Here is a 26,460-nt window from a genome sequence, read left to right as displayed (position 1 = left end):
AAATTCTTAAGATGCTTGGGAGAAAATGAAGAGCGCATTTACAGCTATTCAACTAACTTGTAGCCCCAAACAAATTTATGCAGGGTTTGCTTTAATATTAATTAAACAAAATTTCTTTTGAAGCTGATAAAATAAGTCGTACACTAATTCCCCAATATATACTTCGATCAGAAACAATCAGATCTTTCGATAAAAAAGGAACCGCTATTAAACTAATGTTCGGAGAAATAATATACTCCATACTTATTGCTCCGGATATACTTCTGGTGTTATTTAATTGCGAGTCATCTTCTCCCGGATTTGTATACCATTTGGAAACAGATAAAAATCCATAGCTTAGTTCAAAGAATAACAATATTTTGATAATATTCGTTTTTAATATCCTTGGATACAAACCAAGCCCTACCAAAGCTCCAGACGAGGAAATAGTTTTGTCATAGTCAAAATCAAAATTAGCAGCGTAATACCCAAGCAATACTTTTGTGTTAATTGAATTGTCTTTGTTTTTGAAGACATAGTCTCCAAATAAAATATTTGAGGATGAATTTGCCTTAGAATAGTACAAGTTATTGTAGTAGTCTCCGATTTTTATTTCTCCCGACGAATGTTGGAATCCAATATCTATTGATCCCAACAACGACAAAACCAGATCAAATCCCGAAGAATTTGAGTTGTCGTTTTTAGCATAGTTATAACTAGCAGATAAACCGAATGAATCGCCCTCAATATACTCGCTCTGACATAAGACAGAAGTAGATAAAAGTAAACAATTAAAGAATAGAATTTCTTTTAATCTCATTAAAAAATGTTCAATTATTATTTACAATCCTATAAAATTTTCAAACCTAGGTAAGCAAATAAGCTTAGGACAAACTTATGCACAGCAGATTTTAATTTCAATTTAACCCCTTAAATTCTTCAAATTTCTTATCCAACTTTGGAAATGCCACTCTAACCGACTAAAGCCCTGTTTCCAGTTTTGGAAATGCCACCCTAAAGCTTTAGACCCCTATTTCCAACTTTAGAAATACGACCCTAATCGACCAAAGTCCCATTTCCAGTTTTGTCAATGCCACCCTAAAGCTTTAGACCTCTATTTCCAACTTTGGAAATACAGCCCTAACCGACTAAAGTCCTATTTCCGGTTTTGTCAATACCACCCTAAACGTTCAGACGCCTATTGCAAAAATTTGCAATCAAAAAGGCGCTGTTTTTGGGCAAAATTGAGCTTTTTACTACGTCAAACTGAGTTTTTCGGGAGATTCCTGCTAAAAAGCTTTCATTTTTAACAAAATTTTATTATCTACAAAAACAATTTGAGAACCATAACTTACAAAAAAGGAAAAACGGCGAATAATGAACAATATCGCAGCTTTTGGCGAGATACTATTTGATATTTACCCAAATTCGAAGAATCTGGGCGGCGCACCGCTGAATTTCATATACCATATTAATAAGCTCACCGGCAGCGGCAGGATTATAAGCCGGGTCGGGAACGATCAGCTCGGTCATGAGGCTCCTGAGTTCCTGGAATCGCAGGGTCTTTCTGCCGGAACAATTCAGACCGACACAAGGCATCTTACCGGCGCTGCGATGGTTTCGCTTGATGAAAACGGAGTGCCCGCATTCACAATCGAGGAGAACCGTGCGTTTGATTTTATTTCTGCTGATGATGAGGTAATTAATCTTGTTGAGAATGAAACGGAGTGTTTGTATTTCGGAACGCTTGCGCAGCGGAACAAGATCAGCAGAACAGCTCTTCAATCTCTTTTTAGCAAAGGGATAAAATATTTTTATGATGTGAACATCCGCCAGAATTTTTACACCGAAGAAATTCTTTTTCAATCGCTGAAGAACGCAAACGCAGTAAAGCTTAATCGTGATGAACTGAAGCTGCTTCATAAAATATTTCTGGAAGATGAATTTGATCTTTACTCGTCATCAAAACTGCTGATGAAAAAATTCGACATAGAGATGTTTGCAGTTACTAAAGGTGCTGAAGGTTCTGTTTTGTTCAGAGGAGAAGAAACGGATGAGCATAAAACCGAAGTGCAGAATGTGATCGATACCGTCGGTGCGGGTGATGCATTCGCTTCGATATTATGTCTCGGCTATTTGAATAAATGGAAACTTAGAAAAATTAATAAACTCGCTAACGAATTTGCTGCGGAGATTTGCATGATAAACGGCGCACTCCCGAAAGACGATAAAATTTATGAGAGATATAAAGGGGAAATCCGGCAATGAACAATCAACAAAACAAAAAAGGTCTCTACATCCAGCTTTACAGCATTCACGGATTAATTCGTGGGCACAATCTCGAACTCGGTCGTGATGCTGATACAGGCGGACAAACAAAATACGTACTTGAACTCGCAAAAACTTTAAGCGAAGATGAACGCGTTGAAAAAGTAGAGCTTGTAACAAGAGAAATAAAAGATAAATCCGTCTCGCCGGATTATTCCGTTCCCGAAGAAAAGATAAACGATAAATTCAGCATAATCAGGATAAGATGCGGCGGCGGAAAATACATTCGGAAAGAATTGCTCTGGGATCATCTCGACGAATTTGTAGATAAAAGCATTAAGTATATTAAATACCGCGGAAGATTACCGGATATAATTCACAGTCATTATGCCGATGCCGGATATGTCTGCACAGAACTCACACAATTTTTCGGAATACCTTTCGTACACACAGGTCACTCGCTTGGAAGAGATAAGCTGAGAAAACTTTTAAGCGACGGAATGGATCAGGAGGACATTGAGAAGAGGTACAAAATTTCTCAAAGGATAGATGTTGAAGAAAACATTATCCATCTTGCCAACCGGATAATTACAAGCACACAACAGGAAATACAAAATCAATATGGCGATTATAAAAACACTTCCGAAGAAAAATTCAGAGTAATTCCGCCGGGAGTTGATATAGAAAGATTCTATCCATACAATGAACGCATTCCTCTTGATGAGGAAAATTCAGAGCTGATTAAGACAATCAGCACAAAGCTGCTGAACTTTTTTGTTCATATTGATAAACCGCTGATACTAACTGTCTGCAGACCTGATAAGAGAAAAAATATTTCAGGACTTATCACTGCTTATGGTGAAGACAAAGAACTTCAGAAAAAAGCTAACCTCGCGATCTTTGCCGGGATACGAACCGACATTCAGGAAATGCCAGATAATGAAAGAGAAGTATTGACAGACATTCTTCTGCTGATGGATAAATATAATCTTTACGGCAAGATGGCAATTCCAAAGAGACACGATACACATACGGAAGTCCCCGAACTGTACAGGATTGCAGCAGATACAAAGGGTGTTTTTGTAAATGCTGCACTTACCGAACCTTTCGGACTTACATTAATTGAGGCTGCTTCCTGCGGAGTTCCTGTTGTTGCAACTGATGACGGCGGTCCGAGGGACATCATTAAAAATTGTCAGAATGGTTTGCTTGTGGATGTTTCGGAGACTAAAAATATTTCCGATGCGATAAACAAAATTATTGATGATCAGAATTTGTGGAATAAATTTTCGGAGAACGGAATGAGAAACGTAAGAAAACAGTATACCTGGAAAGCGCACGTTGAAAAGTATATTGAAGAAATCGGACATATTGCCGGCACAAGAAAAGACGAAGAAAAGGTCTTTGCGCCCGTCGGCAGAAAGCTTCTTGATGCTGAAAAATTAATTGTGTCAGATATCGATCACACTCTTCTTGGCGACGAAAATACATTAGAAGAGTTTATTAAAATATTGGAGAAGACAGATTCAAAAGTTGGTTTTGCAGTAGCAACGGGCAGAACAGTTGATTCGGCTTTTTCAGTATTGAAAGAAAACAACGTTCCGTATCCGGACATAATTATTTCATCAGTTGGTGCGGAAATTTATTACAACTATCACGGCAAGCTCATTTATTCAACCGGATGGGATGCACACATAAAGCATCAGTGGAACCGTGAAAAAATAAGAGGAGTGCTATCTTCGTTCGGGTTCCTTCAATATCAGGAAGAAGCAACACAGAGAAAACATAAGATCAGCTATTACACTTCCGATGTGCCGGACAATATTGAGAAAGTTAAATCCACATTGATCAAGAATAAAATTAAAGCTAATGTAATTTTCAGCCACGGGCAGTATCTCGACATTCTTCCTTACCGTGCATCGAAAGGAAAAGCAATCCGTTACCTCGCTTACAGATGGAACATACCTTATGAAAAAATTCTTGTCGCGGGAGATTCGGGGAACGACAGCGAAATGCTGAAAGGCGATCTACTTGGAGTTGTTGTTGCTAATTACAGTCCCGAGCTTGAAGAATTAAAAGGACAAAGCAGAATTTATTTTGCCAAAAGAAATTATGCGGGCGGAATTATTGATGGGATCGAACACTATCATTTTCTAAAGTTAAAAGGATCGGAACAATGAGTAAAAAAATAGAAGCGCTGCTAAAAGAAAAGAAAAAAGTTTTCTGCAGATATTTAACAAACGTTGCATCCGTTGAAAGAAAGCTGCTGGTCAAAGGCGACCTTCTTGAAATACTGCTCAAGATGGAAAAGAAGAACGGAAAAAGTCTTGATGAAATAAGAGATGTTGTAAGTAAAATTACAGAATCAGTTTCCGTCGGGAGCGCTCTCTTTTTTGAGATGAGAGAAAAAATAGGAACGTCCAGCTATCATCAGTTCAATATTGAAGACTGCAGCTATGAAAGAATAGGAACCGTCGAATATCTTAAAGCAAAAGAGAGATATAAAGATCCGCATCATGTGAACGATCTTCTTACTCTGAACTTCCAGGCATTTTACGAACAGTTCCCAAACATACGTGAATCAAAAAGTATCGGCAGAGGCGTTGAGTTTCTGAACAGGTATCTCTCGAGCAAGCTGTTTACAAACACAGAAAAGATGAGCGAGGCACTTTTCAATTTTCTTTTTGTGCATAAGCATAATGGCGAACAGCTCGTGTTGAATGACAGGATCAAAGACACAGAAGAACTCAATTCATCAATCAACAAAGGCATCAGGTTTCTTTCTGAATATGAACCGGAAGAACCTTACAGCAGCATCAGGCACAAACTGCAGGAACTTGGCTTTGAACCCGGACTCGGAAATACTGCCGGCAGAATAAAGGAAAGTCTCGAACAGCTTGATGCGCTTCTGCATTCACCCGATCATGAAGTGCTGAAAAGTTTTCTCTCGCGGATCCCGATGATATTCAATGTTGCGATAATTACTCCGCACGGTTACTTTGCACAGGAGAATGTTTTAGGCAAACCCGATACAGGAGGACAGATTGTTTACATACTTGACCAGGTAAAAGCACTCGAAAAAAATATTTATGAGTCGCTGCAGAGTGCGGGAATTGAAACCACTCCCAAAATAATTATTCTCACAAGGTTAATTCCGAACTCAAACGGAACTTCCTGCAACCAGAGAATGGAAAAAGTCCACGGCACAAAAAACGTCTGGATACTTCGCATTCCTTTTAGAGAGCATAATAAAAAGATTACCGACAACTGGATTTCAAGATTTGAGATATGGCCATACCTTGAAGAGTTTGCGGAAGATTCATACAAAGAATTAATGGTTGAATTCGGAACGCGACCGGACCTTGTTATCGGGAATTACTCGGATGGAAATCTTGTCGCTTCCATTCTTGCGAAAAGATTTGGTGTGACTCAGTGCAATGTTGCACACGCACTTGAGAAAAGTAAATATCTTTACAGCGGACTCTACTGGAAAGAACTCGAAAACCAGTATAATTTTTCAACTCAATTTACTGCAGACCTGCTCGCGATGAACGCCGCTGATTTTATTATCACTTCAACTTACCAGGAAATTGCGGGACGCGAAGACAGCATCGGGCAGTATGAATCTTATGTGAACTTTACTATGCCGGGTTTGTACCGCGTGGCTGGCGGAATAAATATTTTTCATCCGAAATTTAACATACTGCCTCCCGGAGTTAATGCAGAAGCTTTTTTTCCGTTTCATCTGCAGGAAAACAGGATCAAGGAAATGACAGAAGAAGTTGAGCAAAAACTTTTCAAGACTTCTTCTGATAGAATTGTTGGCGAGCTGAAGAATCCCGACCTGCCGCCGATATTTTCAATGGCCAGGCTGGATAAAATTAAAAACCTTACTTCGCTTGTAAAATGGTTTGGTGAAAGCGAAGAGCTTCAGTCGCTTGCAAATCTTATTATCGTTGCAGGAAAAATTAATGCAGAGCACTCAACCGACTCGGAAGAAAAAGAGCAGGTTCACCAGATGCACGAATACATTAATAAATATAACCTGAAAGATAAAATGCGATGGATACAGGGCGATGCCGACAGGCTTCGTGTGCCGGAGTTTTACAGGGTTATTGCAGACAAGCGTGGTGTTTTTGTCCAGCCAGCTTTGTTTGAAGGTTTTGGTCTGACTGTAATTGAAGCGATGCGTTCCGGACTGCCGACTTTTGCAACTCAATACGGCGGACCGCTTGAAATTATTGAGAACAAGGTCTCGGGTTTTCATATTGACCCGATAAACGGAAATGAAACAACTGAAAAGCTGGTTAACTTTTTTAAGCGATGCAAGGAAGAAGAAAATTACTGGAAGAAAATCTCCGAAGCGGGAATTACTCGCGTGGACAGATCTTTTAACTGGGAACTTTACTCGCAGAATCTTCTTTCGCTTGCAAAGATCTACGGTTTCTGGAGATACACAACGAATCTTGAAATGTCCGAGCTTAATGCTTATCTCGATTTAATGTATCACACCTTGTACAAACCGAGAGCGGAGAGAATTCTTGAGATGCACGCTAACAAGTAAGTAAAATCTGTCACTGTGCGACCATGGTAGTTGCTAATCCTAACGTAACGGTTATCTCGATACGTTCCTCGTTTTACTCGGAACACTCGACAACCTTAATTGCTTAAAGGGGGTTGAGTCGTTTCGTCATTTCGCAACACTTGTCAACCTTAACTTTCTATACGGTGGTTGAGTAGTCCCGATTTGTCGGGACGTATCGAAACCACCTGCCTCTTGAAAATCTTTTTTGCCAGTTTAGGCAATAACTCCGGCTTGCCTTCAATGAGCGCTAATTTCTTTTTTCTGCTCCAACCCTGAATCTGTTTTTCACGATAAAAAGCCTCATCAATCCTGATATATTCTTCATAATACACCAAATCAACAGGAAGTCTGGTCTTAGTATAGTTTGCACCAATACCATTGTTGTGTTGCCAGATTCTTTTTTCCAAATCCTTTGTGCTGCCTGTATAAAAAGTTCCATCTGCACACTCAAGTATGTAAGTATAGCCCTTGCTCAAAACAAATTTATTGTTGATATGTTGCTAATCTTAATTTTACTATCATCAGGTTGTCTCGATACTTTTCTCACTTTGTTCGAAAAACTCGACAACCTTATCTGCCTGAAAGGCGGTTGAGTCGTTTCGGTTTTTCGTAACGCTCGTTAACCTTAACTTTCTAAATGGTGGTTGACTAGTCCCGATTTGTCGGGACGTATCGAAACCACCTACTTATTCAAACCGATTGCCATTTTATAAGCTGTTGCTGCATCGGTGATCGGAGTTAAAGTATTTAATAAAATATTGTAAGTGCCTTTTTCAGAAAGTTCATCAGCAACTTTTTTTATTAAAGCCAGAGTAGCTTTCATCAGACTTGAACCAAGACTTACCCGGGCAACACCTAAATCCTGAAGTTCACTTATGGATGGAGTTACTCCCGCCCCAATCGTAGGGTTTGCAAGAATATTAATTGGCGCATTGATTTCTTTTACCAATGTTGAAATGGTTTCTTTGTCCGAGACAGGCTGAACAAATATACAGTCGGCACCAGCTTCACGGTATTTATTTCCGCGCTTAATTGATTCAGATAATTTTTCTTGTTGTGAACCTGATGAAACATAAAATGAATCCGTTCTCGCATTAATTACCATATGAAATCCCAGCGAATCTGATAACTCACGAATCGCAGAAATTCTCTCGCAGAATTCCTTCTCGTCAATAAGTGCCGGACTTAAATCAAGACTATCCTCAATGTTTACTCCAACAATTCCTGTTGCAATTATCTTCTTAACGGATTCAATTATTTCATTTAAATTATTTCCATAACCAGCTTCTATATCCACAGACACCGGAACTTTTACTGCTTTTACTATTCCGGTTATAACATTAATCATTTCGGATAAAGTTATTATCTGGCAATCAGGATAACCTAAAGATGCAGCTACTCCCATACTTGTAGTTGCGATTGCTTTGTAACCGCTTGCTTCTATCAATTTGGAACTTCCGATATCCCACGAGTTTAACAGAACAAGAATTTCTTTGTCGTGATGATATTTCAGGAACAGCTCAGCTTTTTCTTTTTGAATGTTCGAAACCATAATAGGAATCTCTTATAATGTTTAACATAAATACATCTGACTTCTCATTGACCATTATACTAAGTTTAAATTATTAATTATACTGCAAAAAAATATCTTCAACATTTCAATTAGCATCAAAACCAATCATTCTACGTTTAAGCGGTAACATTTTTCCCGAAGGTGTGCATTGAGCGAGGCAGGCAAATAAAGTTAGGACAAACTTATGGGCGGTTTATTATATTACAAACTTTATTAAGGGAAGCGGTTTTTTCTGTATGAATTCTTGATCACTATTTTCCCCTCCCTAAATGTAAATAGATCACAGCCTGTAACTTCAACTTTAGTTTCGTCCGATTTAGTGCCAGTAAAAATCCACTCGGTGAATCCTCTATTCCCAGAAATGAAATGTCTGGCATTACTCCAGCGAGCATCAGGGAACGATTTAAATACTTCTTCAAAAGCTTCTCTGACTTGCTTTTGCCCTGTAAATTTCTTTCCGTCAAAATCTGGTCCCGCTGAAGCTTCGAATACACAATCATCTGTCATATGAAACATTATTGCATTAACATCGTGTGCATTAAATGCATCAGCAAAAGACTGCAGGAATTCCTCTGTCACTTCCTTATTCATTAGCAATAGCCGTCCCCTGGTTTGAAACCATATACCATCGTCCGTCACGCAAGATAAAAACTTTTGTTAGCAGGGATTCACGGATGGAGCTTACTCCCTGTTCTTCAGTTGTGATAGTCAGGCGTATAGTCATAATTGCAGTGTTTCCGTAAATACGTATCTGCATAATTTCAGGAACAGCTTTTCCTGTTTGTGTTGTGTTGAATTGCTGAAGCACCTGCTCTTTATTTTTCATTTTTCCATCGGCGGAAATTCTTATATAATCATCTGCAAGATATGCGGCGTATGTATCAAAATTTCTTTCCGCAAGAAGATCATTAAGTTCAAATTCAAGGTCAATTAACTGTTTTATTAAAACTGAATCCTGATCGTTTCGTAAAGATATTGTTTGTGCAGGAACAGAAACTAAATACACAGTCAAGAGAAATATTGATCCAATAAGAAATTTCATTTACGTACTCCTTTTGAATTGCTAATAATTTCTTGTAGAAGATGGGCACAAATTTTCTTATTCCGTTCTGTTCGAGACGAAATATGTTTGATGTTATTTTGTCTTCACAGCGTTGTTAACTAATTTTTCCAGAACCTTCAAATCAATATCATCTAGCTTATTAATGTAAAGACAGCCAACACCGGTTTTGTGCTTACCAAGTTTTTTCAGTTCTGCGGCGTGCTTCTTAATATCAAGTACAAGATGCAATGAAATGTTCGCTTTCCTCGGAGAGAAACCTATCTTAAACCATTCAACTTCTCTTCCCGTTGCGGGACTTTTGTAGATTTTATTTCCAAATCCAATCATCGAGCTGCCCCACATTTTGGGTTTTTCCTTTGAAGCTTTCTGCATCATCTTGAGTATCGTGAAGCTGTCTTTGCGCTTTGCTTCATCTTTAACGGAATTGATAAAGTCCTCAACGCTTGCGCTGGTTTCTTTTGTTTTTATTTGTGCGAGTTTGCCCATTTGTAACTCTCTTTGTTTGTGATGATTTATTTTCTTAACAAAATAATAATAAATATTTGAAGGTTTTGTCAACCCGGTAAAATAATTTTTTTCTCGGGCATTAAAAAAACAAGCAGTGGAATAATTGCACAAACCGCAATCCAGAATAACGGAAATGATTGAGCGGATTCACCCGGAGCCACCAGTACTTTTACCGTTCCCTGCACCACAAAATGAAGAATTGCGGGAGCCCAAATTGTATTTCCTCCGAGTTCAAACAAACGGGCAAAGGGAAATGACGTAACAACCGCCAGAAGAATGGAAGCGAAAGCTATTGCAAAAGACAGTGAATAAAACATAATCAAATGAACAAGAATAAATGGAACCGCAGCAAGAATAGCAGCTTTCCAGAAACTGTATTTCGTTCTGATGTGACCGAAAAGATAACCACGGAATAAAGTTTCTTCAGCTATCCCGGCTTGAAAAAATAATCCCGGAACAAGCAGATGCCATTTCGGATAAAAACTGAAGGAGGAATCTGTTACTGAGGAGAAAACCAAAATGGTTAGCAGCATTAAAACACTGATGAGTATTGCGATTAAAATACCAGAAGATTTCGGACTGGTCAGTCCAACTTCTTTAACGGATTCCTTAAACGATTTGTTGAAAAGAAAAATCTTTGCAGTAATTATTGCAGCGACTACTAGCAGACCAATTAGTACACCGTACTGTCCGCGATCACTTCCTAATACACTTGCAGTCCAGTGGAACAGAGCAAAAACCAAAACCAATCCAAGGAACAATCTCAGCCACTGCATAGAATTGTTGTTCGTTTTCATTTCCCGGGAATCATTTCAGTCTGATCAATTTGCCTTTTCGCTTAATAATGTTTTTATAATCCCATTGTATATCTCTGGATTTTTTTAACCAGCGTGCTAGATCTTTTTTGTTAATCTGATCCGCAGAAGTATAACGAACATCAGCAGCTCTGAAACTTCCTTCTTTGTGTAAAGCATCTTCATCGAATGATTGCCCGCTCCAGAAAAGCAATCGCACAGAATCTTTCAACTTGCTGTATCCGACAACTGGATTGCCGTCTAAAAACCAAACCGGATGTGCGTGCCAGATTTTGTTTTCTGCTTCGGGCAGACCGCGATCAATTTCTTCAGCGAGGATAGTGCAGATCTTTTTGTCTTCGGGAGATTGTTTAGCATTATATGCTTTAATTTCTTTGTTCATAGCCGTCCTTAGTTGCTTTGTACTTACTGTGTTTAGGCAAGGCTGTCATTCTGGCGATCCCGACAAAGTCGGGAGAGTCCAGAATCTTTGAATCGTTTGAATTTCAGATTCCGGACAACCTGCCTGCCGGACAGGCAGGGCCGGAATGACTAACCCAGGTAACTGTTGCGTAACTTCACCCCCTTATTTAATATTCCCAAACTTCAAACTTTCAGCACACCGCGGAAACCCCTGGCTGCATAATAGGATTCAGCTCCGTTGTGGTATGTGAAAACTTTGTTGTAGCGCCGATCGCAAAAGATAGCTCCACCAAGCTTTCTGATTTCAGTTGGAGTTTTCAACCAGCTCGATGTTTTCGCATCGAAGGTTCCAAGTTTCTGCAATTCGCGGTATTGTTCTTCGGTTAAAAGTTCAATGCACATTTGATTTGCCATATTAACTGCACTGTCTTTTGGTTTATTTTCTTTTCTTGATGCAAGAGCTTCAGCGTCGTAGCAAAGACTTCTTCGTCCGTTAGGACTTTCCGCTGAACAATCATAAAAAATATATTCGTCTGTTCTCTTATCGAAGCCAACGACATCTGGCTCACCACCGGTTCTTTCCATTTCATTCAGCGACCAAAGTTTATCGTTACTTTTTTTCAATTTCGCTTCTACTTTAGTCCATTCAATTCCTTTATGGCGAGTCATATTTTTCTCAAAACGTGCTTTTAATGTTTTGAGTAGTTCTTCCCCGTGTTTCAGTGACAGGTTCTTTTTATTGCTGTTGGTGTTCCTCATAAATTTAATTTGCCTCCTTTGAATTATTCTTAGTTAATAGCTGGTCTACTGCTAAAGCGAAAATAACACCTATTAGATTAACAAATAAATCAATTATATCATATACATTTGTCATTATCCCAAAGCCATTTGTAATCTCGAATAATTCCACAATTGTTAAAGAGATAATAGCCGAAATAAGTTTATTTTGTTTCCAATAATCAGAGGAAAAGGAAATTAAAAAATACACGGCGAACGAGATTGATAAATTTCCGGAGTAACTTTTTACTATTTCAAGTCCGGGCCCGTTGTAAATCTGTTTTAATAAAAGAAGCAGCACTCCGAGAAGAACAAATAAAACATTACGAACTTTTTGTTGATTACTTATGGTTGAAGTGCCCATAAAGCCTTAATGATTATTTTATTTATAAAGAAATTTTTTGGTTGTCAGATTCCGGATGATCCGCCTTTGGCGTATCTCCGGAATGACTGGTTTATGTTCAATTTTTTAAAACCACTTCTTCTTCTTAAAGAAATAAAGCATAAGAACACTTAAACCGATCATTACTCCCCACAAGGCAAAGTACGCCCATGGCCAGTTCATCTCAGGCATATTGGGGAAGTTCATACCATAAATTCCAACTATAAATGTAAGCGGGATGAATATCGTTGCAATAACAGTAAGCACTTTCATTACCTCGTTCATCTTATAGCTCATCAGTGAAAGATGTGTTTCCATCAGACCGTTTGTAATTTCACGCTGCACATCGATTGTTTCTGTTATCTGTATTGTGTGGTCAAGGAGGTCACGCAAATACGGCATTACTTTCTTGTTGATCAGCTTTGATTCTTCTCTGATTAATCTTGAAAATATTTCTCTTAATGGCCAGAGTGATCTGCGAGTGAGCAGCAATTTGTTTTTAAGATTATAAATTTTTTCGATCTGCGATCTGTCGGCACTTCGGATAACTTCGTCATCTAGCAGTTCAATTTTTTCTTCTATCTGTTCAAGCACAAGATAGTACTGGTCAACAACAATATCCATCAATGCGTAGAATAAATAATCGGATGCCTGCTTCCTCACCCTTCCATAATTGTTTGTTATTCGCTCATTGATTGGCGCAAAAATGCTGTCTGATTTTTCAAGGAAGCTGAAAACAAAACTGTTCCCGAGAATGAAGCTCACCTGCTCGATACCGATCTGGTCTTCGTGATTGTTGTTTGTGAGCATCTTCATAGCAATAAATATATAATCGTCGGTTATCTCAATTTTCGGACGAGTCTCTGTGTTCAGTATATCTTCAAGTACCAGCGGGTGGATATTGAACTTTTCTCCGATCTGTTTTATCAGCTCTGTATCGTGAAGCCCGCAAACGTTTACCCAGGTAACTTGCGGCGTATCGGTATACGGATCAATTTCCTCAACAGAATTTATTTCACAGGTTTCAACATTTTTTTCATCGTACTCTGTTAAAGATATTTTAACCTTTTCAATTTTCTTTTCGCCAACGTGGATGATCGAGCCTGGAGGCAGGCCAACTTTCGAAGTGGTTTTCTTTTTAATCCCGGGAGTCAGGTGTTTGATGATGTTTACCGGCACTTCTAAAATATTTTGAGGAATGTCTGTAATTTTCTTCATAGCGGTTTCATAATGATTGATTTATTAGTTAAATAAAAATATAAAATTTTCTGCTGGCAAACATTTGCTTCTTTACTATCTTTTCGTTCGATGAAAAAAATTTTTTATCTGTTTACAACAATTTTGATTCAAATAATGCTTACTTCCTGTGAGTTTTTTGAGGGTTCATCTCATATAGATCCCGACGATCCGAGTATTGAATACATCGGTAGGTTTGATTTTTCAAATCCGAAAAGCGTTAGATTTGATTGGCCCGGTGTTCAGATACGAACCCGCTTTGAAGGGACTTCCTGTTCGATAAAATTGAAAGACGGAAACAGCGACTATAATATTTTTATTGACGGAAGACTTCATAAAATAATACGGACAACTTCGGATACTGTTTACGTTCTTGCAAACGTTCTTCCAAATAAAGTTCACACTTTATTAATTACAAAACGGACCGAAGCACTATTCGGTGATGCAGCATTTGAAGGATTTATACTCGACGGAGGAAAGGATCTTGTAAAGCCAATTGAAATCATTAAGAAAAAAAGAAGAATCGAATTTGTCGGCGATTCATATTTCACCGGGTTTGGTTCCGATGGTAATTCTTCCGATTGTGTATTCAGCCGCGAAACAGAAAACAGCTATCTTTCTTTTGGTCCACAGCTTGCAAGAAAGTTAAACGCTGATTATTCCGTCGTTGCAATCTCGGGGTCCGGTGCAGTAAAAAATTACGGTGACTCGCTCCGCACTTCTGAGTTGCCGCTTCCTCATTATTATGAAAGAACATTGATGAATGATTCGCTTCTCTGGGATTTTAAACTATGGCAGCCGGATGCGGTTGTTGTTCGTCTCGGAAGAAATGATTACTGGCAGAAACCTCATCCCAAAAGAGAAATGTTCCTGACAGCGTATCTGAAGCTGATAAATGATATCAGAAGGCATTATCCGAACGCACACATTTTTACTTTATGCAGCCCGATGAGAAGAGATCCACACTGCGATTATATCAGCAGCATAGTGAACGAAATGAAACAGAAGAAAGGGGACAAGAAAATTCATTTTGTTAAAGTGGATGTTAAATTCAATGAGAAAAGAGATTTCGGCTGCGAAAAACATCCGAACAGGTTTGGTCATAAAAAGATTGCAGACTTTCTTGAACCCATAATAAGGAAAGAACTCGGATGGGAGTCATTGTTAAAACGAATCATCCCATCCAATCCGTTTAGTAAGAAATAAATTTATTAATTGTGGTTGGCTGATAAACCGTTAAAACGGTTTATTTCTCTCCTCTTTTTCATTAATCCACGACTTAAGTCGTGGGCTAAAAACCTAAAATGTTTTGGTAACCGTTTCTCCAAAGGAGTCCTTTGGACAACGGTTTGGAGTTAATTCAAATACTTGAAATAATTTTAACTATTCTTTTCTTCCTTGTTTACAAATAAAGTCTGCGTAGGATAAGCAAACTCTATTTTTCTCTTCTCAAACTCAGAATAAATTTTCAGGTTGATGCTTTGCTGGGTGTCCATATATTTCACATAATCAGAGCCCGATACAAAATAAACAAATTCGAAGTTAAGACTGAAGTCACCGTACGAAGCAAAATGTCCGCGGTCGAAACGAACATCGCTGTGTGATTCAATAATTCCTCGTACAAGTTTCGGTATCTCTTCAAGCTGGGCAGCAGTTGTTTGGTAGATCACTCCGAGTTTAAATACCACTCTTCGTTCCTGCATCTTCTTAAAATTATGAATTCTTGAATTGGTCAGGTCAGTGTTCGAAAACACTAATTGCTCACCTGTGAGTGCACGAACTCTCGTTGTTTTTATTCCTGTGTATTCAACGGTGCCGACTTTATCCTGCACAGTTATAAAATCACCAACTTCAAAAGGACGATCTAAAAAGATTACGAAGTAGCTGAAAAGATCGCCAAGTATTGCCTGTGCTGCGAGAGCAATTGCAATTCCTCCTATTCCAAGTCCTGCTATGACCGCCGAAATATCAAATCCGAGATTATCCATCAGAAAAACAATTCCGATCACCCATACGAAAATATTTATCAGCACAGTCATTCCACGAAGCTGTCTTGCCTTTTCCTCTCCTCTTTCCTGCCTTTTGATAAAGTACGAAATCATAAACATTATTGTTGAGCTTATGAAGCGGACAATAAAAAATGTTAACACAAATAACGAAGCCACTTCAATAATTTGTGAAGCGTGCTCTGATAGCGTTAAACTTGTTATTGCAGAATAGAACACCCCGTAATACAGCAGAGGAATTAATGACTTCTCAATTGTTTTGATTAACAGATCATCGAGAGTTGTTTCGGTTTTTTCAGCCCATTTTTTCAGCCGGTACAAAACAATTTTCTTTAAAATCTTAATTAGTATAATTCCAGCAACGAATATTCCGATCGCGATGATGTAGGCTTGAAAGGTATTTCCCCAAAATGTCTGGTTTAGAAATTCTTGCATATTTTCAAACTCCTTTCAATCTTAATTAAATTATTACAAAAAAATTCCATTTCAATTACAATTTAATAATTTTTTCAGGTTTGATTTTTGCTCAATTGCTTTTACCTGATACAATATCTAATTTTTCATTGTAATAAATTGAATCAACTTTAACAGGATAATGTCAGTTCACACCGAAATAAATAAAGGGGAAATTCCTCAGAATAATCAATCCGAAAGAGAATACTTCAAAGCATCGGATGAGTTTAAAGATGATGCTCACTTTTCATCTTTAAATCAATATAAAAATGTCTACGAGTTTTCCATTGCAGATAAAGAAAGATTTTGGGGCGGCGAAGCGAGAGAGCTGCATTGGTTTAATCAGTGGAGTGATGTTAAACTTGGAAAGGCATTCAACTCTAAATGGTTTTTAAATGGAAAAACAAATCTGAGTTATAACTGCCTTGACAAACACCTGCCAACAGAAAAAAGAAATAAAGCTGCGATTATCTGGGAAAGTGAATCCGGCGAAAGCAGAATATTAACTTATCAGCTTCTCCACACAAAAGTCTGCAAGTTTGCAAATGTTTTGAAGAAACACGGCGTTCAAAAAGGCGACTATATAATAATATATATGGGAGTAATTCCGGAAGCTGTAATTGCAATGCTTGCCTGCAGCAGAATTGGAGCAATCCATTCAACTGTCAATTGCGAACTTAGCAGCAGCGCACTCGCAGAAAGAATAAATCATCTTTCCTGCAGATTTGTGATTACGCAAGATTATGTTTTAAAAAGGAAATCAGCTTGATATTAAAAGTAAAGTGGATGCAGCAATTAATAACACGAACTCGATTGAAAAAATAATTGTTTATAAAAGATCAAAAAATCAGGAAAGCAAATCACTGCCCGAAAAAGAATTGTTCTGGCAGAATGAACTTGATAAAATCTCGGATAATTGCGAAGCTGTTCCTCTTTCATCACAGCAACCATTATTCAGTTTATTTACCAACGGACCGAGAGGAGATCTTGTAAACATCCTTCATTCAACCGGCGGATATATGGTTCAAAGCTATCTTACGGCAAAATGGATTTTTGATCTTAAGGGAAATGATATTATCTGGACGGTATCTGATATTAGTAAAATATCCGCACATACTTACAGTATTTATGGACCGCTATTGAATGGAGTGACAACTTTTCTGTATGAAGGAGTTCCCATTTACCCGGAACCTGATAAATACTGGCAGTTAATATCAAAGTACCGGATTAATATTTTTTATGTGAATCCAACAACCATTCGTGCGCTTTTGAAACTCGGCGACGACTGGGTTTTCAGGCAGGACATTTCAAGTCTGAGATTGCTCGGTATAAAAGGAGAAACGATTAAAAGAGATACCTGGCTTTGGCTGTATAACAATATTGGAAAACAAAAGTGTCCGATCGTTGATACATGGCTTCAGACAGAAACAGGATCGATAATAATTTCTCCCCTGCCCGGCGCTTCCGAGCTGCTTCCCGGCTACACCGGATTTCCTTTCCCTGGAATTGAAATAGATATTGTTGACTTAAATGGAAAATCTGTTGCAGAAGGGGAAGCCGGTTATCTTATTATTAAAGACAGCTGGCCATCGATGTTCACAACTGATAAAGCAGACAAAGATGAATCCAATATGAACTGCTGGAAACAATTTAAAGGAAATTATTTTACCGGTGATGCTGCAATAAAGGAAGAAAATAATTTTATTAAAATACTTGGAAGAGTTGATGATGTTATAAAAGCTGCCGGTAACAGAGTCGGAGGATCTGAAATTGAAAAAGTGCTGCTGACACATCCATCAGTTTCTGAAGCAGCAGTCGTGAAAAGATCGGATGAAATTATTGAGAATGCAATAGTTGTCTTTGTTACTCTAAACAATACTGAAGGCACACCACTCCTGAAAGAAGAACTGCGGAATTATATTTCAGAAAAAATCGGAACGCTTGCTAAACCGGATGAGTTAATTTTTTTGAAAGAATTTCCGAAGCTTGAAAACGGAAAGATTGACCGCGGGTTGTTAAGAGAAAATGCCAGGGAAGGACTGAAAGAGTTGTCCGGGAAGGAAAGCGAACACCAGAAAATTCTTGAAAAACTGAGGGAGGATTACCAGAAGATTTACTTTGAATAAAAACAGCCCGTACACTTTGCTTGCCGGTATAAAATAATTGCCCCTTGTTTATTAATCCTTCTTTTCTAATTTTAATGTGTGATAACTCAATTAATTAAAATCTATTAACTGAAAAAACTTACATAAACTAAAGAGGCATTGATGAACAAAAGAAAAATCCTTTTACTGATTTTCCTGCTGTCGGCAGGTTTTATTTTTTCACAAACAACGCATGATGTAACGGTCCAGAACTTTTCATTTTCTCCCGGCGAGCTAACAATTACTGTCGGCGACGCTGTAAAGTGGACTAATGTTCTTGGAACCCACAATGTTAAAGCAGATGATAATAGTTTTACAAGTGGGCCCGCAGCACCCGCACCCTGGGAGTTCACACATACTTTTACAACTGTTGGACTCCATCCATACTATTGTGAACCACACGGTGCACCAGGTGGTTCAGGAATGGCCGGAGTAGTTATTGTTCAAAATCCAGTTGGTGTAGAAGATGAAAATTTAGTTGCAGATAAGTTTGAGCTGCTTCAGAACTTTCCAAATCCTTTTAACCCAACGACAAAAATTGAATATCGGATTTCAGATCGAAGCTTTGTTTCACTGAAAGTTTACAATATTCTTGGTGACGAAGTTACGACTTTAGTGAATGAAGAAAAGCCAGCCGGTGTTTATAATATAAATTTTGACGGAACAGGTTTATCAAGTGGTATGTATTTATACAAAATTCAGGCGGGAAATTTTGTTGAAACAAGAAAAATGATTTTGATGAAGTAAAATTATATTGTTATGATAATCAGAAATGGGTGGATTTATTCCACCCTTTTTTATTTTACTTTGAAAACAACGAACGTCATGTCATCCTGCTGCTTGTTGCCGTTCAGCCATCGCTTCGCAGAGTTTGTAAAGTGCTCGATTATTTTTTCCGGAGATTCTTTAACAACTTCTTCAAATTTCCGGATTACATTATCATAGCCGAACATTTCTAATTTTTCGTTGAACAGTTCTGGCAAACCGTCACTCATCAATGCAACAACATCACCCTTATTGAGCTTTACATTAATCTTGGTGTAACTGAAATCAGCAAAACTGCCAAGAGGCAATCCTTTTAAAGATGCAGATTCAACCTGTCCGGTCGATGCACGGTAAATCAAAGCCGTGGGCATTCCCGCTCCGGCGAGCTCGAGCAAATCATCTTTTATTCTGATCAGCCCCATTGCCATAAATAAATTCGGGAGATGCATCTTGCGGATGGAATAATTAATATGATTAAGTATTTCATCAAGATTTTCATTTTGTGATAAAAGATTGAACAAACTTTTTGTTGCAGTTACTATCGTACCTGCCTGTGCACCGTGACCTGTTGCATCACCGATTACAATAGTTAAGGTTCCATCCGGATGCTGTTGAAAATCATAATAGTCTCCACCTACCTCAGTGGCGGTTTGCATTAATGCTGCAATTTCGATTTTGGGATGATCGGGTATCTTTGCAGGAAGCATTGATAACTGAAGATCTCGTGCAGCTTCAAGTTCTTTTTTCTTTTGATCAAATTCCATCTGAAGGATGGCTGCTTTTGCTTCGGCCGCATCCATCTCACTTTTATGAAATTTCTCCAGTGTTTCATGTGCCTGCTTTTTGAAACGGTATCGGTTGTAAAGCAGGATCATAATAATTATTGCTATTACAAGTCCGGCAATAAGTGTGGTTCTGTACAGATTTTGAATTTCACTTTTGCGTTCGAGCAATTCAATTTGCTGCTTCTGTTCTTCTGTTTTGTATTTTGCTTCCAGCTCTGCAATGGTTTCCTGTTTCTGCGAATTAAAAATTGAATCGTGCACAGCTTTGTATTCTTTGTATTGTGCCAATGCTTCTTTATAGAAACCATTGTGTTCATAAATATAAGCAAGAACATTTCGAGCTTCACGAATTGTGGACCAGCTTCCTGCTTCTTCTGCAAGCTTTAATCCTTCTCTGCCTGTTGAAACAGCTTTTTCGAAATTTCCCATTTGATTATACAAATCAGCCAGTACCAGTAAGGAGGAAGCCAGTCCTCCTTTATCGCCGAGCGATCTTCTTATGTCAATTGACTTTGTGAGATGCTTTAATGATTCAGAATAGTTATTTAAAGAAAGATAAATTGAACCAATGTTGTTCAAAGCAATTGCAATCGAATACTTACTGCCGGATTTTTCCCAGATTGCAAGTGCCTGCTTATAGTAAATCAATGCTTCATTGGGATTACCTTTTAACTCATTAATTGCTCCGATACTGTTAAGTGTCGAAGCCAGATTGTTTATCTCATCAATCTCTTTCCAGTAATGCAAAGCCTGGTTATAATATTCAAGAGACCTGTCGTATTCTCCAAGTTTTTGATAAAGAATACCGATGTTATGAGTAGATGCTGCGAGCCCCCGCTTGTTTGAATTTTTCTTATTGATCTGAAGCGCCATCTGATGATATTTTAATGCTTCATCATACTTGCCCAGAACATCATTGGTAATTCCAAGATAAGTATAGGTTTGTGTAAGTTCATCAATGTCCCCCAATCCTTCAAGTAGTCCAAGTGCTTCGATATGATTTGCAAGCGCTTCTTCATTTTTACTTAATCTTCGATTGACCGAACCAAGTTCATTCAGAAGCTTTGCTTTCAGTACGACATCACGATCCGATTCGTTTTCCTGAATTGCTTTTTGTAAAATAATTATTGCATCTTCATACTGACCCTCTGTTCTCAATATCCTCGCGCTTAAAAATGCAGACCAAATTAATCCGTTGCGGAAGCCCGTACTTTTTGATTTATTTTCAACAAGGGTTGAGTATGTTTTCGCTGAATCAAGTTCATTCAGATATATAAACGCCCAGCCCTTATTGTAAAGCACTTCGGTCTCGAGCATGATGTCAGGCGATTCCTTAAGAATATCCAAAGCCTCATCACCATAATTTAATGCTTCATCGGATGCCGAACGTTGAACTTCCTCCATAAGGTCAATAAGAATATTTACCCGCTCATATCCTTCCGATGTACTAAGTACATTTTTAAGACTATCGACCTGATGTTCACCAGCAAAGGTAAAACAAGCCGTAGATAGGAAGAAAAACAGTACAATTTTTTTTAATAAGCTCATAAATAAATCTTTAAACCTGGGAAAAATATTAACAGTTAATCCGATTGCCATTCGGACAGATGATAAGCTAAAATTGATTTATGCAGATGCTGATAAAAGTGCAGGCCAAAAATAATTTCAGAAGATTGAACTGTCAATCAAATTTTCCTTAATATTGATGAAAGGAGTTTTTCTATGCTGAGCGGAAGCAGTGTGACGAACTCGACTTCACACCAGATGATAATATTTTAAGTACGCGTTGACGTATAAATTTTTTATTTGGGACTAAACCTGTAGTCAAACACGTAAATAATATTTATTATTGATTTGTTAAATTAAGTTGTAGCATGAATTTATTGAATTCGGGTTTTAGGTTAGTTAACTCATTTAAATATAAATTCTAAATCAATTTCAAAAGGAGTGCAAGTTATGGCAAACGGAGTAATTAATTTTTTTCATCTGCTGGCGACATCAATATGGATAGGAGGAATGGTATATATTCATTTTGTATTGCTGCCGGCCGTTTCAAAGATTGATCAGGGCGAAGGAGGAAAGCTTCAGGGAATTATAGCGAAAAGATTTTCGATTATTGCCTGGAGTGCGTTACTGATTCTTCTTATCACCGGCTATCTGAAAACGCCCTCAGAAATGTTATTTAACACAACAACTCATTTCGGGATAATTCTAACGATAAAGCATATTTTGATTCTCTGTGTAATTGCTGTGGGCATTATGATTGGGGCGGTTGTTGTTCCGGGTTTAAGAAAGCATATGCCGAAACCCGGCGAAAAACCATTGCCAGAATTTTTCTCTTTTAAAAAGAAGCTTGAAATTCTCGCAACGACCAATCTGACGCTCGGGATATTAATATTAATCTGTGCTTCAATGTTGTGGTAATTGTATTTTGTTCATTTACATGATTTTGAATAGGGCAGACTGTTTGTCTGCTCTTTCATTAATAATAAACTCATCGAAATAATTTTAATTAATTTTTAAATATTCTTTCATTATTCAATTTTAATACTTACTTTGCATTCAGAATAAATGCATAAGGAAGTATTTATAGCCTTAGCTATGCTATCTTGCCGAAATTTCTCCCCTGTTTTCCTTAGTGTCTTTCTCTGTCATAGAATTGAGTTATGGTTCGCTGGCTTTAAAAAATAATTTCAATTCATTAAACTAATTCGGAGGCTATATGCAAAAATGGCAACTACTTGTCATAAACATTTTCATGTTCGTTCTTCTTGCATCCATAAAAACTTTACCTCAAGAAGATCCATTCCGTATTAACGAAACCGGACCAGTTACAGTTAAATCGCAGGACATTTTTCTTCTTTGGATGGAAGATATTGGAGGAGGAAATTATAAAAGCTATCAAAAGGTTTACAGATATAAAACGGATGGCATTTTAATTCCACACGACTCACTAGATATTGATACCATGATTACAAAAACCCTTCGTCGTGAAGACAACCGACAAGGCAGGAATGATTATGTAGATGTGTCAAGAGGCCAGTTCAACAGAGATCCATATGATGATGCAGTTTCGATCTGGCGACCAGGGAATTCAAATCAGAAGATAGAAATAATGATCAGTCATTTTGATACTACCGGTTTCTTTACTGGATCTTCCGCGACCGCATTCGATGCTGGCGAAGAAATAGAGGGTGATGAAGAAATTTATGTGAGAACTGGAAACTTTGACAACGATATCAATGATGAATTCGTTATTGCATTCAGGGATGCTGCCGATTCAGTTATATTTTGTTCGTATGATGTTGATTCGACGCTTCAAGTATCATTGATTGGAAGATTTGCTAATTCAAAAGTTGCTGGTTCTAGTCTTACCCATTTCGTAAAGTATTTTATAGAAACAGTCGATTTAAACAACGATAATGTAGATGAAATTGTCTCCTACAGCTGGGAGACAGGAGTTACTTCAACATACGTCCCAATTACAGTTCGGATTTATACTTTTGAAAATGTGACAATTGTACCCAAGGGAACGACGAACATAAATGTACCAAAATCAAATGCCACAGGTTTGCAGGATTTTATAATGTCATCCGCTAAAGGACAATTTGATGATGATGAGAATGATGAACTGGTATTTAGTGCTGTTGTTAAATCTAATAATTCACACATATCGCATCATTATATAATTAATGTCTCGCAGAACCTGACATCAATATCTGTCGGACCAAGGGGACAGTTTACTTTAAGTGGAATTCATAATCCAAATTCGCTCACGGAATTTTGTGTGGCTGCAGGCGATTTAAACGATACCTTTAATAAGCGTGACGAAGTAGTGTTTGCCGCAGGTACTCAGATTCGTGTTGCCAGTGTTAATGATGATTATTCATTTACTGCTGAAGCATTAATCCCGATAGCAAACGGAGGTGGCAGCGATTATCTTCAGAGCAATAATTTTCTTAAAATCAGTGATCTGAATATGGATAGACGAAAAGACATTTTACTTGTTAAGAACATTGTTGCTGTTTCTCCACATGCAGGAAAAGGGTTCCTAACCTATGCTATTACTTTTGAAGATTCTACGCTTGACACCGGAACCCACAAAACATTTGCCCGGTTATTTGAAGATGAAAATCAGAACGATGTTTATCACAAGTATGCTATTACGGTTGGTAACTTCGATGGATTTGATTTTACCGTTGGAACACCGTCACTGTATCATGATTATGGTATCGTTCAGCCAATTGTTCTGTTAAATGCACCACCAGTTCACTTTGATGTGATTAATGGAAACATATATGACGTTAATGGATGTTATAATGGAGGCAGTTGTGATTTTTATTCTAAATATAAAAAACAGACAACATCATCAGTTGAAGTAAAAACTGAAATCAGTAATGACTGGGCAGTCTCTGCCGGAGTTAAAGTAGAAGGCGAAATAGAAGCAGCACCGATGGGTGTTGGAGTTTCAACAAGCTATAAAGTTTGGGCAACCGGAAAGTATGGTAAAAAATTCAGTAATGATCAGACTAATCGTACAACAATATCTGTAAGTGTTGAGGTCGAAGCTCGGGAAGATGACAGAATCTATTCAACTATTGCTGATTATGATATCTGGGAATATCCCGTATTCCATGGAAACGAACAGTTTTCCAGAAGATCCTATTTTGCATTAGTGCCAAAGAATGTTCAAGCCACATGGTATGGAAGTAAAAGTTATTTCGCTCAGCAATATGTTCCTGATCATGAAGTAAGTAATATTCTTTCTTACTATCCCTATGATACATTATCTAACAATCCAAACCTTGCACAGGTTATCCGGGCAAGTTATGTTTCAGATAGGTTTTCGCTGGATGGATCTTCATCATATGACTGGAATTTATCGATAACCGATTTTGAAGAAACAGGAGCGGATACAACACGGGATATGGGTATTGATGCCGGTGTTGAGCTTGGCGGATTTGAAAGCACTTTCAAATTTGATAATCAGAAAATGAGTACCCATACCACAACAGTTGAAAATTTAATCGACTTGCAAGTGCATCTGGGAAGTGTAAATATGAGCATCGGAGATGTTAAGTATGCAGTGACTCCATATGCGTACTGGGGTACAAATGATGCTTTAGTTGTTGACTATGCAGTTCAACCGGAGTTAGCACCGCCTGGATTTCCTGAAACCTGGTGGCAGGAAACCTATGGAGATATTCCTGACCCGGCGTTTATTCTTCCATGGCGATTGGATCCAGAAAAAGGATTTGCACTTGGAGATCCGGAAAAAAGATTTCAGACAAAGGATATAACTTTTGTTCCAAGAAAACCTCAGGTTGGCGATACTTTAACAATTACCGCAAGAGTGCGGAATTTTAGTTTGATATCGACTTCATCTCCTGTATCAGTAAAATTCTATCTTGAAGATCCTGATTCCGGAGGAACACCAATTATAGGCGTAAATGGAACAAACACAGTCAATACTAATGGCGTTGTTCCGCTCCAGGGAAAATCTGAAGTTAACTTTAAATGGGTTCTTCCTAATGGATTACCAGCATATCCAAAAATTTATGCTGTTTTGGATCAAGAAAATGCAATTACAGAAATACACGATAACAATAACAAAGGATTTAATATTTTAGGATCATCCTCTGTTTCTGGTATTGATGATAGTGAAAATTATATTCCGGACACATATGTTCTCTATCAATCATATCCGAATCCATTTAATCCAACTACAACGATTAAATACTCATTACCCAACAGCGACGTAGTAAGTCTGAAAGTATTTGATATACTTGGAAGAGAAGTAGCTGTGCTTGTGAATGAATATAAACCCTCAGGGACATATGCAGCTGAATTCAATGCATCCGAATTTGCAAGCGGAGTTTATTTTTATCGATTGCAATCAGGAAACTTTGTGCAAACGAAGAAAATGGTATTAATTAAATAATAAATCAGACAGGAGAAATAAATGAAAAAAATAAAAGCATTGTTCATCTTAATATTTTTTCTATTAGCGGGACTTAATTATGCTCAAGGAAAATTTGAAGGTAAGATCAAAATGGAAGTAGAAGCTGATGGAGAAAAGCAGGTAATCGACTATTCTGTTAAAGATTTACGATTCCGAATGGAAGTTCCTGAATCGGAGGGGGCTATGGTTTACGATAGTCATGCAAATAAGATGTATATAATTATGGATGAGCAAAAAGCATATATGGAAAACTTTATGCTTCCCGAGATGGATAAGAGTTCGGGAAGTTACACGAAGACAGGGGAAACGAAAGATCTCCTGGGATATAAATGTGAAAAATTCCTTTTCCAGCAGGATGACAGAAAAGGTGAAGCTTGGATGACAAAGGATTTGGGTGGATTTATTCTTTTTGGTGATTTAAATCAACAGAAGTTCAATATTCCCAGCTGGAAAAGTGAAGTTCTTGACGCTGGTTATTTCCCATTGCAGGTAATTGAATATGACAGCGAGGGAGAAGTTATGAATACATTTAATGTTATCGAAGTTGTTCCTCAGGAATTAGATGCGGATTTATTTATTCCCCCATCCTCTTATAAAAAGTTTGAAATGCCGGGAATGAATATGGACATGCTTATGAATGCAGAGTAATGATTGATCGAAATAAAATAATTATGGTGCACGTATTGTTTTAGTTATCTGCTTTTTATGTCACCCCTCTTTTAAGATTATAAAGGAGGGGTTTTTTATGATGGCTGATA

23 protein-coding genes are annotated in these 26,460 nt (G+C 37.8%); 10 read left to right on the top strand and 13 right to left on the bottom strand.

Annotation, left to right across the window (positions count from 1 at the left end):
• Positions 1-97 precede the first annotated feature (97 nt).
• Entirely contained in the window at positions 98-799 is a 702-nt protein-coding gene (locus IPM14_00625) for a hypothetical protein (protein ID MBK9096627.1), read from the bottom strand.
• A 557-nt stretch (positions 800-1,356) separates the two neighbouring features.
• On the opposite strand from IPM14_00625, the gene IPM14_00620 reads away from it, so the two are divergent.
• From IPM14_00620 to IPM14_00610, 3 genes are read left to right on the top strand one after another with little or no spacing between them, the layout of a single operon-like run.
• Positions 1,357-2,247, top strand: a complete 891-nt coding sequence (locus tag IPM14_00620) for a carbohydrate kinase (protein ID MBK9096626.1) — start codon at positions 1,357-1,359, stop codon at positions 2,245-2,247.
• Entirely contained in the window at positions 2,244-4,427 is a 2,184-nt protein-coding gene (locus tag IPM14_00615) for an HAD-IIB family hydrolase (protein MBK9096625.1), read from the top strand. Before IPM14_00620 ends, IPM14_00615 begins: the two co-directional genes overlap by 4 nt.
• The gene (locus tag IPM14_00610; GenBank protein MBK9096624.1) at positions 4,424-6,811 is read left to right on the top strand and encodes a sucrose synthase; all 2,388 of its coding nucleotides are present in this window, start codon (positions 4,424-4,426) and stop codon (positions 6,809-6,811) included. Before IPM14_00615 ends, IPM14_00610 begins: the two co-directional genes overlap by 4 nt.
• Before the next feature lie 149 nt (positions 6,812-6,960).
• Here IPM14_00610 and IPM14_00605 read toward each other — a convergent pair whose 3' ends face one another.
• From IPM14_00605 to corA, 10 genes are all read right to left on the bottom strand, one after another.
• Complete coding sequence (locus IPM14_00605; GenBank protein MBK9096623.1) at positions 6,961-7,308, bottom strand: GIY-YIG nuclease family protein; 348 nt, start codon at positions 7,306-7,308, stop codon at positions 6,961-6,963.
• Between the two features lie 206 nt (positions 7,309-7,514).
• Positions 7,515-8,384: an isocitrate lyase/phosphoenolpyruvate mutase family protein gene (locus IPM14_00600; protein ID MBK9096622.1), complete on the bottom strand. Its 870-nt coding sequence runs from the start codon at positions 8,382-8,384 to the stop codon at positions 7,515-7,517.
• 234 nt (positions 8,385-8,618) lie between these two features.
• The gene (locus tag IPM14_00595; GenBank protein ID MBK9096621.1) at positions 8,619-8,996 is read right to left on the bottom strand and encodes a nuclear transport factor 2 family protein; all 378 of its coding nucleotides are present in this window, start codon (positions 8,994-8,996) and stop codon (positions 8,619-8,621) included.
• Positions 8,989-9,447, bottom strand: coding sequence for a nuclear transport factor 2 family protein (locus IPM14_00590; GenBank protein ID MBK9096620.1), 459 nt, complete (start codon positions 9,445-9,447; stop codon positions 8,989-8,991). The genes IPM14_00595 and IPM14_00590 overlap by 8 nt, the downstream gene beginning before the upstream one ends.
• Before the next feature lie 93 nt (positions 9,448-9,540).
• The gene (locus tag IPM14_00585) at positions 9,541-9,954 is read right to left on the bottom strand and encodes a DUF1801 domain-containing protein (GenBank protein ID MBK9096619.1); all 414 of its coding nucleotides are present in this window, start codon (positions 9,952-9,954) and stop codon (positions 9,541-9,543) included.
• 68 nt (positions 9,955-10,022) lie between these two features.
• Positions 10,023-10,772: a CPBP family intramembrane metalloprotease gene (locus IPM14_00580; GenBank protein MBK9096618.1), complete on the bottom strand. Its 750-nt coding sequence runs from the start codon at positions 10,770-10,772 to the stop codon at positions 10,023-10,025.
• Between the two features lie 10 nt (positions 10,773-10,782).
• Positions 10,783-11,172 (bottom strand): DUF1801 domain-containing protein, encoded by a 390-nt coding sequence (locus tag IPM14_00575; protein MBK9096617.1) that lies wholly within the window; start codon positions 11,170-11,172, stop codon positions 10,783-10,785.
• Positions 11,173-11,375: 203 nt separating this feature from the next.
• Positions 11,376-11,951 (bottom strand): DUF4256 domain-containing protein, encoded by a 576-nt coding sequence (locus IPM14_00570; protein MBK9096616.1) that lies wholly within the window; start codon positions 11,949-11,951, stop codon positions 11,376-11,378.
• A 4-nt stretch (positions 11,952-11,955) separates the two neighbouring features.
• The gene (locus IPM14_00565; GenBank protein ID MBK9096615.1) at positions 11,956-12,333 is read right to left on the bottom strand and encodes a hypothetical protein; all 378 of its coding nucleotides are present in this window, start codon (positions 12,331-12,333) and stop codon (positions 11,956-11,958) included.
• A 105-nt stretch (positions 12,334-12,438) separates the two neighbouring features.
• Positions 12,439-13,569 (bottom strand): magnesium/cobalt transporter CorA, encoded by a 1,131-nt coding sequence (gene corA, locus IPM14_00560; GenBank protein ID MBK9096614.1) that lies wholly within the window; start codon positions 13,567-13,569, stop codon positions 12,439-12,441.
• 90 nt (positions 13,570-13,659) lie between these two features.
• Between corA and IPM14_00555 the strand changes: the two genes are divergently transcribed.
• Positions 13,660-14,793, top strand: coding sequence for an endoglucanase (locus tag IPM14_00555; protein ID MBK9096613.1), 1,134 nt, complete (start codon positions 13,660-13,662; stop codon positions 14,791-14,793).
• Positions 14,794-14,966: 173 nt separating this feature from the next.
• On the opposite strand, the gene IPM14_00550 is transcribed toward IPM14_00555, so the two are convergent.
• Positions 14,967-16,028 carry a mechanosensitive ion channel gene (locus IPM14_00550; GenBank protein ID MBK9096612.1) on the bottom strand — a complete coding sequence of 354 codons (1,062 nt, stop codon included), beginning with the start codon at positions 16,026-16,028 and terminating at the stop codon, positions 14,967-14,969.
• Positions 16,029-16,188: 160 nt separating this feature from the next.
• Here IPM14_00550 and IPM14_00545 point away from each other — a divergent pair, with 160 nt between their 5' ends.
• The 3 genes from IPM14_00545 (at position 16,189) to IPM14_00535 (ending at position 18,937) form a co-directional block, all read left to right on the top strand.
• A complete protein-coding gene (locus tag IPM14_00545) occupies positions 16,189-16,815 on the top strand; it encodes an AMP-binding protein (protein ID MBK9096611.1) in 627 nt (208 codons plus the stop codon).
• Between the two features lie 13 nt (positions 16,816-16,828).
• Positions 16,829-18,172: an AMP-binding protein gene (locus IPM14_00540; protein ID MBK9096610.1), complete on the top strand. Its 1,344-nt coding sequence runs from the start codon at positions 16,829-16,831 to the stop codon at positions 18,170-18,172.
• Between the two features lie 141 nt (positions 18,173-18,313).
• On the top strand, positions 18,314-18,937 hold the full coding sequence (locus tag IPM14_00535; GenBank protein ID MBK9096609.1) for a T9SS type A sorting domain-containing protein: 624 nt from the start codon (positions 18,314-18,316) through the stop codon (positions 18,935-18,937).
• Between the two features lie 50 nt (positions 18,938-18,987).
• Here the strand turns inward: IPM14_00535 and IPM14_00530 are convergent, their stop codons facing one another.
• Positions 18,988-21,288, bottom strand: coding sequence for a tetratricopeptide repeat protein (locus IPM14_00530; protein MBK9096608.1), 2,301 nt, complete (start codon positions 21,286-21,288; stop codon positions 18,988-18,990).
• Positions 21,289-21,696: 408 nt separating this feature from the next.
• Between IPM14_00530 and IPM14_00525 the strand changes: the two genes are divergently transcribed.
• The 3 genes from IPM14_00525 to IPM14_00515 all read left to right on the top strand — a co-directional run bounded on the left by IPM14_00525 (position 21,697) and on the right by IPM14_00515 (position 26,350).
• Entirely contained in the window at positions 21,697-22,164 is a 468-nt protein-coding gene (locus IPM14_00525) for a CopD family protein (protein MBK9096607.1), read from the top strand.
• 3,130 nt (positions 22,165-25,294) lie between these two features.
• Positions 25,295-25,681, top strand: coding sequence for a T9SS type A sorting domain-containing protein (locus tag IPM14_00520; GenBank protein MBK9096606.1), 387 nt, complete (start codon positions 25,295-25,297; stop codon positions 25,679-25,681).
• A 21-nt stretch (positions 25,682-25,702) separates the two neighbouring features.
• On the top strand, positions 25,703-26,350 hold the full coding sequence (locus tag IPM14_00515) for a DUF4412 domain-containing protein (protein ID MBK9096605.1): 648 nt from the start codon (positions 25,703-25,705) through the stop codon (positions 26,348-26,350).
• Positions 26,351-26,460: the final 110 nt, after the last annotated feature.

Source organism: bacterium, from assembly GCA_016716565.1.
In the GTDB taxonomy this organism is placed as follows: Bacteria; Bacteroidota; Ignavibacteria; order Ignavibacteriales; family Ignavibacteriaceae; genus IGN2.
The sequence above is the reverse complement of the archived record's forward strand: the minus strand, read 5'-3'. Positions and strand labels throughout refer to the sequence as shown.